Origin of the sequence: Lactobacillus kitasatonis DSM 16761 = JCM 1039, from assembly GCF_000615285.1 — a bacterium.
GTDB lineage: Bacteria > Bacillota > Bacilli > Lactobacillales > Lactobacillaceae > Lactobacillus > Lactobacillus kitasatonis.
The window spans coordinates 118,142-131,963 of record NZ_BALU01000004.1 but is presented as its reverse complement, the minus strand read 5'-3'; the positions used below and the strand labels follow the sequence as shown (position 1 = coordinate 131,963).

The window sequence follows — 13,822 nt, the reverse complement described above, 5'->3', positions numbered from 1 at the left end:
TCGAATGAGAGGGGCAAAGAATGTTAAAAGCAGCTGGCAAAAAGCGGTCAAATATCGACATTCAAAGGATTCAGCGCATCGCGCGAGAATCGCGTAGTGATACACTAGCGCGACTTCAGGCGAGTGCTGAAGGACTTTCTACGAATAAGGCTGAAGAAAATAGAAAAGAGTACGGCGAAAACAAAATTAGAACTAACTCCAATGCTTCTAATTGGCGATTGCTGTGGGAATCAATCGCTACCCCATTTACGCTGGCTCTGATCAGTTTAACTATTTTAACTTTATTTACCAGTTACATTTTGGTGCCGCAGAATAACAGCGATCTTGATACGGTGATCGTAATGGTCATCATGTTGATCATTTCTGTGGTAGTAAATTTTGTACAAAAAATTAGGATTGCTAAAGTAACTGGAAAACTGATGGATATGGTGTCTGTTACGACTAATATTCGTAGGGATGGCAAGAATGTGGAACTGCCTACCGATGAAGTAGTTGTAGGGGATGTAATTAATTTGTCCGCCGGTGACATGATTCCTGCGGATATGAAGCTTTTGACAAGTAAAGACCTGTTTTGTTCATACAGCTACTTGGACGGTGACTCGGAACCAGTAGAAAAGATGGCCAATGTGACCATTAAACCGAGTATGCAGGATTATTTGAATTATCCAAATATTTTGTATGAGGGCACGACTATCGTGTCTGGCTCAGGTAGTGGTATCGTTTTTGCAGTCGGCAATAACACCGTTTTTGGTAAAAAAGTGCAGGAAATTTCACGCAAGAAGGTTAAAACGACCTTGTTTGATCGTGAAATGCGCCAACTGGGCAAAGTGCTCATGGTGGTAGCTGCTATTTTGATTCCGCTTTTGTTCCTTATTAATGGCCTGACTAAAGGCGATTGGGGCGAAAGCTTGATCTTCGCTTTAGCTGCCGCTGCTGGTCTGACACCTGAAGTTTTACCAATCATCGTTAACGGCAACTTGACTAAGGGTGCACTCGAAATGTCTAAAAAGGGTGCCGTAGTCAAGCAGATGAATGCCATTCAAAACTTGGGCTCAATTGATACTTTCTGTATTGATAAAACAGGTACTTTAACCCAAAACAAAGTGGTGCTTGAACGTCACTATGACTTGGACATGCAAGAGACGCCACGAATTTTGAAGTTTTCATATTTGAATGCTTACTATCAAACTGGAATGAAGGACTTGATTGATAAAGCCGTGATTGATGCGGCTGGCGACGAGCTCGATGTCAATGAAATCCAGCGTGACTACAACAAGATCGATGAAATTCCGTTTGATTATACGCGTAAAAGAATGAGTGTTGTGGTGGTTGATAACGATGAACACCACGGCCAACACATGCTGGTAACAAAAGGTGCCGCGGAAGGGATGCTTGATATTTCTAGTAAGGTAGAAATCAACGGCAGAAGCGAAGAATTAACCGATGAGTGGCGCAAAAAGATTTTAAAGCAGATCGATGAATTAAACGATGATGGTTTGCGTGTGCTTTTGGTCGGCTACAAATTAAATCCAGCTCCAGTAGGTGAATTTTCAGCCAAAGATGAGAATGATTTAACAATCGTGGGCTACTTGGCATACTTAGATCCACCAAAGGAAAGTACTAAAGAGGCTTTGCAAGCTCTTAGAGCTGATGACATTGATGTTAAAATCTTTACTGGTGACAACGAAGCGGTAACGCGTGCGATTGCTTTGCAAGTAGGATTAAACGTCGATACTGTTTACGATGGTGAACAAATTGAAGAGGCTAGTCCAGAAGAACTATCTAAGATCGTTGAAAATTGCGACATTTTTGTTCATTTAACGCCAGAACTTAGAACTAAAATTATTAATACTCTGCAGAAGAACGGCCATACTGTTGGCTATATGGGTGACGGCAACAAGGATGCTCTTGCCATGAAGGTGGCTAACGTAACGGTTACCTCAGAAAATTCAGTTGATATTACAAGAGAATCTGCGGATATTATTTTTAAGCAAAAGGATTTGCAGCTGCTTGAAGAAATGATTATCACAGGTAGAAAGGTCTTCTCAAATACGATGAAGTACATCAAGACCTTCTTGGTAACCAACCTCGGTAGTATCATCACGATGGTAGTAGCTTCACTGATTTTGCCATTCTTGCCACTTTTACCATTACAATTATTGATTCTTAATTTGATTTACAGCATCAGCTGCTTGGTTATTCCATTTGACAGCATTTCAAAGAACTACGTTAAGAAGCCACAGAAATGGTCAATCAGAAAGTGGCCTAAGTTTGTTTTGTCCTTTGGCCCGATTCCTGCAGTTATTGACTTCATTACGATGGCTTTGATGTTTTACGTTGTTTGTCCATACTTGGTTGGTTCAAACTACCATCACTGGGTCTTCATTTCACTGTTTTACTCAGGAATTTTTATTGAGTCATTATGGACAAGGGAAATGGCGATCCACGTTTTGCGTGACGAAAGATTCCCATTCTTTGGTCAACACGCAACGCCAATCGTTTTCTTGGTTACCTTTGCCTTGGCAATTTGGGGCACGGCACTGCCATCTTCCAGCATTGCATCAAGCTTAGGCATGACGGACTTGCCATTCAGCTTTATGTTAATTGTTTTGGCACTAGAAATAATTTATATCTTGCTTAACACGATCGTGAAAAAGATATATTTAAGAAACGGAAAATTTTAGAAAAAAAGGGATTGGATCATTTCCAATCCCTTTTTAATATTGTTTTCGTGGTAAGATAGAATAGATATTTTAGACAATAAAGGAGCATGAATTATTAATGGCTGATAAAGATACTTTTTACATTACAACCCCTATTTACTACCCATCTGGTAGATTAACTATTGGTAATGCTTATACTACAATCGCAGCTGATACTATGGCCCGCTACAAGCGTGCACAAGGCTATGACACTTTCTTCTTAACAGGTACTGATGAACACGGCTTAAAGATCGAACAAAAGGCTGAAGCACAAGGAATTAAGCCTCAAGAATTCGTTGACAAGATGGCTGCTTCTTACAAGAAGTTATGGAAGAGTCTTGATATTTCTTACGACAAGTTCATTAGAACTACTGACGAACAACACGTTAAGGCTGTTCAAAAGATCTTTGAAAAGCTCTTAAAGCAAGGCGACATCTACTTAGGCGAATACACTGGTTGGTACTCAGTTGAAGACGAAGAATACTTCACTGAATCACAACTTGCTGAAGTTTATAAAGATGACGACGGCAACGTAATCGGCGGTAAGGCTCCAAGTGGCCACGAAGTACGTTTGGTTAAAGAACCTTCATACTTCTTCAAGATGAGCAAGTATGCTGACAGATTGGTTGAATACTACAAGGAACACCCTGACTTTATTTTGCCTCATTCTCGTGAAAAGGAAATGATCAACAACTTCATTAAGCCAGGCCTTGAAGATCTTTCAGTTACTCGTACTACAGTTGACTGGGGTATTCCTGTACCAAGCGATCCTAAGCACGTTGTTTACGTTTGGATCGATGCACTTTCCAACTATATCACTGCATTAGGCTACGGTTCAGACGATGATTCATTATTTAAGAAGTACTGGCCTGCAGATGTTCACTTGGTAGGTAAGGAAATCGTTCGTTTCCACACTATTTATTGGCCAATTATGTTGATGGCTCTTGGTTTGCCACTTCCAAAGCATATTATTGGTCACGGCTGGGTATTAATGAAGAACGGTAAGATGTCTAAGTCTAAAGGTAACGCTGTTTACCCAGAATCACTTACTAGCCGCTATGGTGTTGACCCACTTCGTTACTACTTAATGCGTGCACTTCCATTTGGTGCTGACGGTATCTTTACTCCAGAAGACTTCGTTGAAAGAATTAACTACGACTTGGCAAATGACTTAGGTAACTTGTTAAACCGTACTGTTTCAATGATTAACCAATACCAAGACGGCCACGTTGATCCAGTACCAGTTGCTCAAGACAAGTTTGGCAAGGACTTGCAAGACACTGCTGCTAGCGTAATTGACGAATACAGAGAATACATGGATTCACTCCACTTCTCACAAGCTTTAGACAGTATCTGGAAGCTTGTTGCACGTGCTAACAAGTACATCGATGAAACTACTCCTTGGGTTCTTAACAAGGAAGGCAAGAAGGATGAACTTTCACACGTAATGTCTAACTTGGCAGAAAGTCTTCGTTTGATCGCAGTTATGATCGAACCAGTTATGACTGAAACTGCTCCTAAGATGTTTAACCAACTCGGCTTAAACTGGGGCGATGAAGATCAAAGAGGCTTATCATTCGGCGACTTCGCTTGGGACGCCAATGCAATTGAAAAGCCAAAGCCAATCTTCCCAAGACTTAAGGCTGATGAAGAAGTTAAGTATATCAAGGATGAAATGGCTAAGGCTAAGCCAAAGAAGACCACTAGAAGCGAACAAAAGAAGGGTAACGAAATTACCATTGATGACTTCGACAAGGTTAAGATCCAAGTAGGTCAAATTTTGTCAGTAGAACCAGTTCAAGGCTCAAATAAGTTGTTGATGTTCAAACTAGACTTTGGTGACGGCAAGGAACGTCAAATTTTGAGTGGTATCCGTAAGTTCTACCCAGACGCAAGCGAATTGCTTGATAAGAAGGTTTTGGCAGTTACTAACTTGAAACCACGTAAGATGCTTGGCCACTTAAGTGAAGGTATGCTTTTGTCTAGTGAAAAAGACGGCAAGGTTAAGTTGGCAATTGTTGATGACAAACACGCAAACGGAGCTGAATTAGGTTAATGGAACTCATTGATAACCATACTCATTTAAACGATGAGCCATTCCGCGGCAAGGAACAATATTACCTTGAACGTGCGAAAGCTTTGGGTGTAACCAAGGTGATTTGTGCAGGACAAGATCCTGATTTTAATAAACGCGCAGTCGATTTGGCACAAAAATTTGATAATGTTTATGCGATGGTCGGTTACTGTCCCGATGTTGCTAAAGACTATGATCAAAAGACCGAAGACGAGCTAGTTGAACAATTGAAACAGCCTAAGGTAGTTGCAATGGGTGAAATTGGGCTCGACTATTATTGGGACGAATCACCACGCGATGTACAACGGGAAGTATTTGCTCGACAAATTGAAGTAGCACATGATTTGAAGATGCCGGTTGATATCCATACTAGGGATGCTTTTGATGATTGCTATGATATTTTGAAAAACAGCAATCTAGAATATGGTGCTATTTTGCACAGCTTCAATGGCGGCGTTGACTGGCTAAATAAGTTCTTAGACTTGAATGTTTACTTTTCATACTCTGGCGTTGTTTCTTTCACTAAAGCAACCGAAGTCCATGAAAGTGCTAAGGCAGCTCCACTTGACCGCATTTTGGTCGAAACTGATGCGCCATATTTGACGCCCAAGCCATACCGTGGTCATCAAAATGAAACAGGCTATGTTCGTTATGTGGCAGAAGCGATTGCTAAGTTAAAGAATATTCCACTTGAAGAAGTGGCAGACGCTACTTATAAAAATACAGTGAGAGTTTATGGTCTTAAATAAAAAGAATTTTGATGCGGTAATCGTCGTTGAGGGGAAAGACGATACTATCCGTTTAAAACAATTTTTCCCAGGAATTGAAACGGTTGAAACAAATGGTTCAGCTGTTTCTGATGCTGTTTTAAAGCAAATTAAAAAGTTAAGTCAGACCAGACAAATTATCGTGTTTACGGATCCTGACTTTAATGGCGAACGTATTCGTAGAATCGTAACCAATGCGGTTCCTAACGCAAAGCAAGCCTTTATTACGCGTAAGGAAGGCGAACCTCATAAAAAGGGTAGCCTTGGTGTAGAACATGCTTCAAAAGAAGCCCTTGAGCGTGCTTTGAAGGACTTGCATGAAGTTGATCCGCAAAAGAGTGATTTAACTAAGGAAACATATCGCGAACTTGGTTTAGCTGGCGGCAGTGGTTCACGGAAACTTCGTGAACAAGTCGGCATCAAGTTAAGCGTAGGCTACGGTAATTCCAAGCAATTTTACAATCGTCTGCATACCTTTGGCGTTTCACTTAATGAACTTAAGCAAGCTGTAGAGGAGGCTGAAAATGGCAAATAATATTCCAATTGGCTCACCAGTCAGAACAAAAGCAATCATTAACCGCTACTTTGTTAAGGCTAAGAAAAATTTAGGACAAAACTTTTTGGTTGATCAAACTGCTATTTTAGGGATTGTAGAAGCAGCTGATATTCAACCTGGCGATCAAGTAATTGAAATCGGTCCTGGTATTGGATCATTAACAGAACAATTGCTGTTAGCTGGGGCTAAGGTTTTTGCCTATGAAGTCGACGACAGTTTACCAGAGATTTTGCATAATGAATTGCCCAAAAAGATTGGGGATGCGCCATTAGATGAACGCTTTAAGTTGATGCTTAAAGATGTGCTAAAGGCTAACTTTAAAGAAGACTTGGCTGGCTTTTTCGATATGGATAAGCCAATCAAGGTTGTAGCTAACTTGCCTTACTACATCACCACGCCAATCATTTTTGCTTTAGCTGAATCAGATTTACACTTTGCAAGTTTGACCTTAATGATGCAAAAAGAAGTGGCTGAACGTCTTGAAGCAAAACCAGGCAACAAGGAATACGGTCCATTAACCATTTCTGTTCAAACTGAAATGAACATTAAATTGGCACTTGAAGTAAAGAGTTCATCATTTATGCCACGTCCTAAGGTTGATTCTGCAGTAGTTGTTTTGACTCCACTTAAAGAAAAGCCTGCAATTAAGAATAGAAAACACTTCATTTGGGTAGTAAAGATGTGCTTCTCACAAAGAAGAAAGACACTTAACAACAACTTGAAGACATTGATACCAGATAGTGATAAGCGTGCTGCTTTGATTAAAGAATTAGGCGTTGATCCAAGAGTTAGACCTGAAGATTTAACAATTGAACAATTTATCAAAATAGCTAGCAATATTCCTGCCAAGTAGTGTATAATATTGATTTTATTATATAATTATGATAAAATATCCACGAAGGAGTTGTTGCTTAGTGCCAACGTCAATTATGACAATTAAACAGAAGTTGGATTCTCACTTAGGTGATACCATAACAGTAGTAGCTCAAGCGGGTCGTAAGAAAGTTACAAAGAGACGGGGAGTTTTAAGAGAAACATTCCCTGCAGTGTTTGTAGTTGATTTAGATCAACATCAAAATAACTTTAAACACGTTTCTTACAGTTATACAGATTTATTAACTAAGAATATTGCATTAGAGTTTGATGATGAGGCTGAAGAAGCCGAAGCTTAATTATAATTTTGAAAAAGTCACTAGCATTTTTGAAATGTTAGTGATTTTTTGTGTCTTTTAGAGTATATTTATTAAGTATAAAGCCAAACATTAGAAAGGAAATATCATGAAACGTTCAGAAAGATTGGTGGATATGACCAAGTATTTAATGGAACGTCCTCATACGCTAATTGCACTACCATTCTTTGCTAAGCGTTATGGTGCAGCTAAATCATCTATCTCAGAAGACTTAGCTATTTTGAAGCATACGCTTGCAAGCAATCAAGACGGCGTGTTGGAGACCGTGGCAGGAGCAGCTGGTGGCGTACGTTATATTCCATTTTTAGGTCAAAAGCACGCAGAAAAGTATTTATCAGATTTATCATCAAGAATTGAAGATCCAAGTAGAATTTTGGCAGGTGGCTTCGTTTATCTGTCAGATGTTTTAGGCGACACGCAAGACTTGCGTCGCATCGGTGAATTAATTGCGACACGTTACGCATATGAAGACGTAGATGCCGTAATGACCGTTGAAACTAAGGGGATCGCTTTGGCACAAGCTGTAGCACGCTACCTTAATGTGCCATTTGTAACTGCAAGAAAACGCTCAAAGGTAACAGAAGGGGCAACAGTTTCAGTTAACTACATTTCTTCATCTTTATCTCGTGTATCAAAGATGGAATTGCCTACTCGTGCACTTGAAAAGGGCTCTAAAGTTTTAATCGTCGACGACTTTATGAAGGGCGGCGGTACCTTAACTGGAATGGAAGAGCTGGTTAAGGAATTTGACGGAACTATTGCCGGCGTTTGTGTACTTTGCGAAGCTGATTTTGATAAAGAAAAATTGATCAATAATTATCTTTCATTGGTTAAGATCAGCAAGATTGATACTGAAAAGAAGCTTATTTTGGCAGAACCTGGCAACTTCTTAGATGAAACTGATTTTGACCGTTTCTAAAATGGTATACTAGAACCAAGTTTTAATTATTAAGAGGTTAATTACTAATGGAAAAATATGTTGTTGTTCTTGCTGCAGGCAAGGGCACCAGAATGAAATCAAAGTTATATAAGGTTTTGCACAAAGTTTGCGGTAAGACTATGGTTGAACACGTAGTTGATGCTGCACGTGGCGTTAATCCAGCTAAGATCGTTACTGTTGTTGGTACCGGTGCTGGTGAAGTAGAAAAAGTTTTAGACGGCAAGTCTGACTTTGCTTTCCAAGAAAAGCAACTTGGTACTGGTGACGCAGTAATGACTGCTAAGGAAGAATTAGGTGACAAAGACGGTGCTACTTTGGTAGTTACTGGTGATACGCCTTTGTTTACCACTGAAACTTTCGATGAATTGTTCAAGTACCACGCAGAAAAGGGCAATGCAGCTACTGTTTTGACTGCTGAAGCACCTAACCCATTTGGCTACGGTAGAATTATCCGTGATGACCAAGGCAATGTTTTAAGAATCGTTGAACAAAAAGACGGTAAGCCAGAAGAATTAAAGGTTAAGGAAATCAACACTGGTGTATTCTGCTTTGACAACAAGAAGCTTTTCGAAGCTTTGAAGCACGTTGACAACAACAACGCACAAGGCGAATACTACTTAACTGATGTGCTTGAAATCCTGCGTAACAGCGGCGAACGCGTTGGTGCCTACAAGATGCCAGACTTCAGTGAAAGTCTTGGTGTAAACGACCGTATTGCTTTAGCACAAGCTACTAAGACTATGCAAAGAAGAATCAATGAAGAACATATGCGCAATGGTGTTTCATTCATCGATCCTGACACTGCTTATATCGATGCTGGCGTAAAGATCGGCAACGATACTGTAATTGAAGGTAACGTAGTAATTAAAGGCAACACCGAAATCGGTAGCGATTGTCACATCACTAATGGTTCAAGAATTGTTGATTCTAAGATCGGCAACAACGTAACCATTACTTCTTCAACTCTTCAAGAGGCTGAAATGGATGACAACACTGATATCGGTCCTAACTCACACCTGCGTCCAAAGGCAGTTATTCGCAAGGGTGCTCATATTGGTAACTTTGTTGAAATTAAGAAGGCTGAAATTGGCGAAGACAGTAAGGTAGGTCACTTGACTTATGTTGGGGATGCTACTTTGGGTAAGGATATTAACGTTGGTTGTGGTACTATCTTCTCTAACTACGATGGTGTTAAGAAGTTCCATACTAATGTTGGTGACCACGCATTCATCGGTGCCGGCTCAACTTTGATCGCTCCAATCAACGTTGCAGATCACGCATTTATTGCTGCTGACTCAACTATTACTAAGGACGTAAACAAGTACGACATGGCGATTGCACGTGGACGTCAAGTTAACAAGCCAGATTACTGGCACAAGCTTCCCCTTTCAAAAGATAAAGATTGGGAATAATTAATAGATAAAGAAGTAACCCTAGTTCATTTGAACTAGGGTGCTTTTTTGCTAAGAAAGTATTAAGGCTATAGTATTTATTTGCAAAATTATATAAGAGCCCTACAATAGATTTACAAAGATGTTTTTAATGAGGTAGGTATTATTTATGAAGTTAAGTCATAAGTTAATGATGGTATCAGCAGCAGTTTTAATGGGTGTTAGCCCAGTTTTAGGCATGTCAGCAAGCGGCGTACAAGCTGCACCAGTTGCACATGCTAAGGGTGTTAACAACACCTACGGCAAGAACAGCCGTGTTGAAATGACTAAGACCATGAAGTTCGTTGATAGAAATGGTAAGAGAACTTCAAAGACTGCAACTAAGGGTGGCAAGTACACCATTTGGAACGTTAAGACTATTAATGGTCAAGTTTACTACAGTATCCAAACTGATTTGAAGTACTGGATTCCAGCTTCAGCTACTGAAGGTACTGTAACTTACAAGTCAGGCAACACTACTTACACTCTTAAGTCAAACGGCAAGAAGGTAACTACTTCTACTTCAACTGCTAAGAAGAGTACTTCAAAGAAGGCAAGTACCAAGAAGACTACTTCAAGCAAGACTACTAAGAAGTCAACTAAGTCAGCTAAGACTACTAAATCAAACACTTCTTCAAAGAAGACCACTGCTAAGGCTTCAACTAAGAAGTCAAACGCTAACTCAAAGGCAACTGCAAAGAAGTCAACTTCATCGAAGACTGCTACTAAGTCAACTAATTCTTCAAAGAAGACTACTAGCAAGAAGGCAGCTGTTAAGCCTGTAAAGATTACTATGAAGAACAGAGCTTACGTTTACGACAACAACGGTAAGCGTGTAAACAATTACTTGAACACTAAGTACATCGGCAAGGGTGTAACTGTTAAGGGCTTAGGTACTAAGACTATTAAGGGTGTTAAGTACTACGCTTTACAACCAAACCGTTACTACGTTAAGGCTTCAGATGTAACTGTTAAGTAATTAAAAATTTATAGAGAAAGATACCTTTTCATTACGAAAAGATGTCTTTTTTTATATAAAATTGGCAAAATTCGGTTTTCGATTTACAATATATAAATGAATTTAATTTTTAAGTTTTAGATTTGAGGTAAATAATAGATGAAATTAAATCATAAGTTGATTATGGTATCAGCAGCCGCATTGATGAGTGTTAGCCCACTTGTACCTAACCCATCAAACTCAGTTCAAGCTGCAACAACTACTAAGTCATCAAGCAAGACCACTGCTAAGAAGACTGCTTCAACTAACAAGAAGTCGACTAGCAAGACTACTACTTCAACCAAGAAGACTACTGATAGTAAGTCAAGCTCAAAGAGCACTTCATCAAAGAAGGCAGCAGCTAAGATTACTGCTAAGAAGTCAACTTCATCAAAGACTACTTCAAAGGCATCTTCAAACGACATTACTTTAGCTCGTAATGCTTATGTTTACGACAAGAATGGTAAGCGCCTTGACAAGTACATGGGTAGCGCAAAGTACACTACTATTGCTAAGGGTATTACTGTAAAGTCAAACGGTACTACTAAGATCAATGGCGTTCTTTACTACAGCTTGGCAACAATGCTTACATCAAGGCCGCAAATGTAGTTGGCGGTGCAAATGCTTCATCAAGCAAGACTACTACTTCAACCACTAAGAAGAACACTTCAACCAAGAAGACTACTTCAACTAGCAAGAAGCCTGCATCAACTACCAATAAGAAGCCTTCAAAGAAGGATCCAGAAGCTTCAGACATGGATGCCATAAAGGTTAAGTTGATCCACAACTCATACGTATACGACCAAAACGGCAAGCGTATTAAGAAGTACAACGGTAAGGCTAAGCTTACTAAGGGTACTACTGTCGATTCATACGGTACTGACACTATTAACGGGAAGGATTACTACCAACTTAACGCAGAAGGTACTGCATTCGTTAAGGCAAGCAACGTTGACTCATCCAAGAGCGCAACTATTACTTTAAAGAAGAATGCCTACGTTTACGATGGTAACGGTGATACTGAAAAGAAGACTGTTAAGAAGGGCAAGAAGGTAAGAGCTACTGAAGCAAGATACATTGGTACTAAGCTTTACTACAAGATCGGTGACGACCAATTCGTAAAGGCTGCTAATGTTGGTAAGGTTTCAGGTAAACTTGATCCAGTTAACGAACCAGACGGTAGCGCAACTGTAGATGACGACTCATCAGACGATGTTGATTTAAACGCATCAATCGTAACCACTACTAAGGTTGCTCCACTTTACAACATCAAGGGTCAAGCTGACTCAACTAGATCATTTGGTGCTGGTCAAAGACAACAAGTTTCAGAATTAAGATACATCGCAACTTCAGCTAACAGCACTCCAGAATTGTTCTACAAGTTAGCTAGTGGCAGAGGTTACTTAAAGGCTACTGACGTTACCTACAGCGGCAAGACTTTAAGTCCTGTTAACACTCAAGAACAAGCTTTGACTGAAGTTACTGTAGCTACTGTAGCTGACAAGGCTAAGCTTACTCCAAGCATCAACGAAGCAAACACTGTTAAGAACTCAGACGCTTACAAGCTTGCTTCAGCAACTGCTAAGAGCGCATACGACAAGGCTATTACTGACGCTACTACTATAAACAACAACGCTAGCGCAACTGTTGCTCAAGTTAACGAAGCTATTGCTAACATCACTAGTGCTAAGGCTAAGCTTGACGGTAAGAAAGTTATTGTAACTAATTTAAGCAGCTTAACTCCAGACGAAGTTTCAGCAATTGTTAAATTAGCAGCTGCTGTAAACAACGTTCCAGAAAGCAGTGTTCAATTTACTAACAACAACACTACTTTATCAATCGTAACTAACGGTTACACTCAATCATTGAACATTAACGACTATGCTCAGGTAGGTACTACTAGCAACAACTAATAGTACTGAAACCAAAAATAAGGCGTACATCCAAAAGATGTTACGCCTTATTTTTTAGGATATTTTCGTTGTACTCGAAAGTACACATATATTCTAACTGTTTTAGTGCTTAATAGTTAGTCCTTTTGCCTTGTTTTTTACTGTAGAAGCAAAAATATTGTTATAATTAAGGAGTACATGGTTCTTTTTGGAACAACTTTTGCTAAAATAGAGCTGGTTAATTATTTTTACGGAGGAAATTATGTCCTATAAAGACGATATGATGATTTTTGCCCTCAACTCAAACGTGCCATTGGCTCAAAAGATTGCGGACCGTGTTGGTGTTCCACTTTCTAAGTCAAGCGTTGAACGTTTCAGTGACGGCGAAATTCAAATTAATATTGATGAAACTGTACGTGGTAAAGACGTATACCTTGTTCAATCAACTAGTGACCCAGTTAACGATAACTTGATGGAACTTTTGATTATGATCGACGCCGTACGTCGTGCTAGTGCTCGTACAATTAACATTGTAATGCCTTACTATGGTTATGCTCGTCAAGACCGTAAGACTCGTGCACGTGAACCAATTACTGCTAAGCTTGTAGCTGACATGCTTCAAACTGCAGGTGCAAACCGTATTCTTTCACTTGACTTGCACGCACCACAAATCCAAGGTTTCTTCGATATTCCAGTTGATAACTTGATGGGTGCTCCGCTTCTTGCTGATTACTTCTTATGTAACCACTTGGAAGAAGATGCAGTTGTTGTTTCACCTGACCACGGTGGTGTTAACCGTGCTAGAAAGCTTGCTGAATTCTTAGGTTGTCCTATCGCTATCGTTGATAAGCGTCGTCCTAAGGCTAACGTTGCCGAAGTTATGAACATTATCGGTGATGTTAAGGGCAAGCGTGCAATCATTATCGACGATATGATCGATACTGCTGGTACTATTACTTTAGCAGCTCAAGCATTGATCGATGCAGGTGCTACTGAAGTTTACGCTAGTGCAACTCACGCCGTTCTTTCAGGCCCGGCCATCAAGAGATTGAATGATTCACCAATTAAGAACTTAGTTCTTACTGACTCAATCAACCAACCAGCTGAAAAGAAGTTGGACAAGATGCTTTTAGTATCTGTTGGCCCACTTATGGGTGATGCCATTAAGTGCATCCAAGAACACAAGGCACTTAGCCCATTGTTCGATAACAGATACGAAGCTGACAAGAATAAGTAAAAATTATTTGAAGATAAAGAAAACGACTAGTCTAGTT

10 protein-coding genes and 1 pseudogene are annotated in these 13,822 nt (G+C 39.8%); all 11 read left to right on the top strand.

Annotation, left to right across the window (positions count from 1 at the left end):
- The first annotated feature begins 20 nt into the window (after nt 1–20).
- Entirely contained in the window at nt 21–2,684 is a 2,664-nt protein-coding gene (gene mgtA / locus JCM1039_RS04155) for a magnesium-translocating P-type ATPase (RefSeq protein WP_025014771.1), read from the top strand.
- 97 nt (nt 2,685–2,781) lie between these two features.
- Nucleotides 2,782–4,758 (top strand): methionine--tRNA ligase, encoded by a 1,977-nt coding sequence (metG, locus tag JCM1039_RS04150; RefSeq protein WP_025014770.1) that lies wholly within the window; start codon nt 2,782–2,784, stop codon nt 4,756–4,758.
- The gene (locus JCM1039_RS04145; protein WP_025014769.1) at nt 4,758–5,525 is read left to right on the top strand and encodes a TatD family hydrolase; all 768 of its coding nucleotides are present in this window, start codon (nt 4,758–4,760) and stop codon (nt 5,523–5,525) included. The genes metG and JCM1039_RS04145 overlap by 1 nt, the downstream gene beginning before the upstream one ends.
- Nucleotides 5,512–6,078: a ribonuclease M5 gene (gene rnmV, locus JCM1039_RS04140; protein WP_025014768.1), complete on the top strand. Its 567-nt coding sequence runs from the start codon at nt 5,512–5,514 to the stop codon at nt 6,076–6,078. Before JCM1039_RS04145 ends, rnmV begins: the two co-directional genes overlap by 14 nt.
- Nucleotides 6,068–6,952 (top strand): 16S rRNA (adenine(1518)-N(6)/adenine(1519)-N(6))-dimethyltransferase RsmA, encoded by an 885-nt coding sequence (gene rsmA, locus JCM1039_RS04135; protein ID WP_025014767.1) that lies wholly within the window; start codon nt 6,068–6,070, stop codon nt 6,950–6,952. Before rnmV ends, rsmA begins: the two co-directional genes overlap by 11 nt.
- Before the next feature lie 61 nt (nt 6,953–7,013).
- Complete coding sequence (locus tag JCM1039_RS04130) at nt 7,014–7,271, top strand: Veg family protein (protein WP_025014766.1); 258 nt, start codon at nt 7,014–7,016, stop codon at nt 7,269–7,271.
- 106 nt (nt 7,272–7,377) lie between these two features.
- Complete coding sequence (purR, locus tag JCM1039_RS04125; RefSeq protein WP_025014765.1) at nt 7,378–8,208, top strand: pur operon repressor; 831 nt, start codon at nt 7,378–7,380, stop codon at nt 8,206–8,208.
- 47 nt (nt 8,209–8,255) lie between these two features.
- The gene (gene glmU / locus JCM1039_RS04120; RefSeq protein WP_025014764.1) at nt 8,256–9,641 is read left to right on the top strand and encodes a bifunctional UDP-N-acetylglucosamine diphosphorylase/glucosamine-1-phosphate N-acetyltransferase GlmU; all 1,386 of its coding nucleotides are present in this window, start codon (nt 8,256–8,258) and stop codon (nt 9,639–9,641) included.
- A gap of 148 nt (nt 9,642–9,789) precedes the next feature.
- Nucleotides 9,790–10,638: an SLAP domain-containing protein gene (locus JCM1039_RS04115; protein ID WP_025014763.1), complete on the top strand. Its 849-nt coding sequence runs from the start codon at nt 9,790–9,792 to the stop codon at nt 10,636–10,638.
- Nucleotides 10,639–10,776: 138 nt separating this feature from the next.
- Nucleotides 10,777–12,569: pseudogene (locus JCM1039_RS10605) on the top strand (SLAP domain-containing protein).
- Between the two features lie 241 nt (nt 12,570–12,810).
- Nucleotides 12,811–13,785, top strand: a complete 975-nt coding sequence (locus JCM1039_RS04105; RefSeq protein ID WP_025014762.1) for a ribose-phosphate diphosphokinase — start codon at nt 12,811–12,813, stop codon at nt 13,783–13,785.
- The last annotated feature ends 37 nt before the right edge of the window (nt 13,786–13,822 follow it).

Excerpts from the sequence above, each read along its gene's own strand:
- JCM1039_RS04115 (WP_025014763.1), top strand. The coding sequence starts at position 9,790 with ATGAAGTTAAGTCATAAGTTAATGATGGTATCAGCAGCAGTTTTAATG.
- rsmA (WP_025014767.1), top strand. The coding sequence starts at position 6,068 with ATGGCAAATAATATTCCAATTGGCTCACCAGTCAGAACAAAAGCAATC.
- JCM1039_RS04145 (WP_025014769.1), top strand. The coding sequence starts at position 4,758 with ATGGAACTCATTGATAACCATACTCATTTAAACGATGAGCCATTCCGC.
- glmU (WP_025014764.1), top strand. The coding sequence starts at position 8,256 with ATGGAAAAATATGTTGTTGTTCTTGCTGCAGGCAAGGGCACCAGAATG.
- purR (WP_025014765.1), top strand. The coding sequence starts at position 7,378 with ATGAAACGTTCAGAAAGATTGGTGGATATGACCAAGTATTTAATGGAA.
- JCM1039_RS04105 (WP_025014762.1), top strand. The coding sequence starts at position 12,811 with ATGTCCTATAAAGACGATATGATGATTTTTGCCCTCAACTCAAACGTG.
- mgtA (WP_025014771.1), top strand. The coding sequence starts at position 21 with ATGTTAAAAGCAGCTGGCAAAAAGCGGTCAAATATCGACATTCAAAGG.
- metG (WP_025014770.1), top strand. The coding sequence starts at position 2,782 with ATGGCTGATAAAGATACTTTTTACATTACAACCCCTATTTACTACCCA.
- rnmV (WP_025014768.1), top strand. The coding sequence starts at position 5,512 with ATGGTCTTAAATAAAAAGAATTTTGATGCGGTAATCGTCGTTGAGGGG.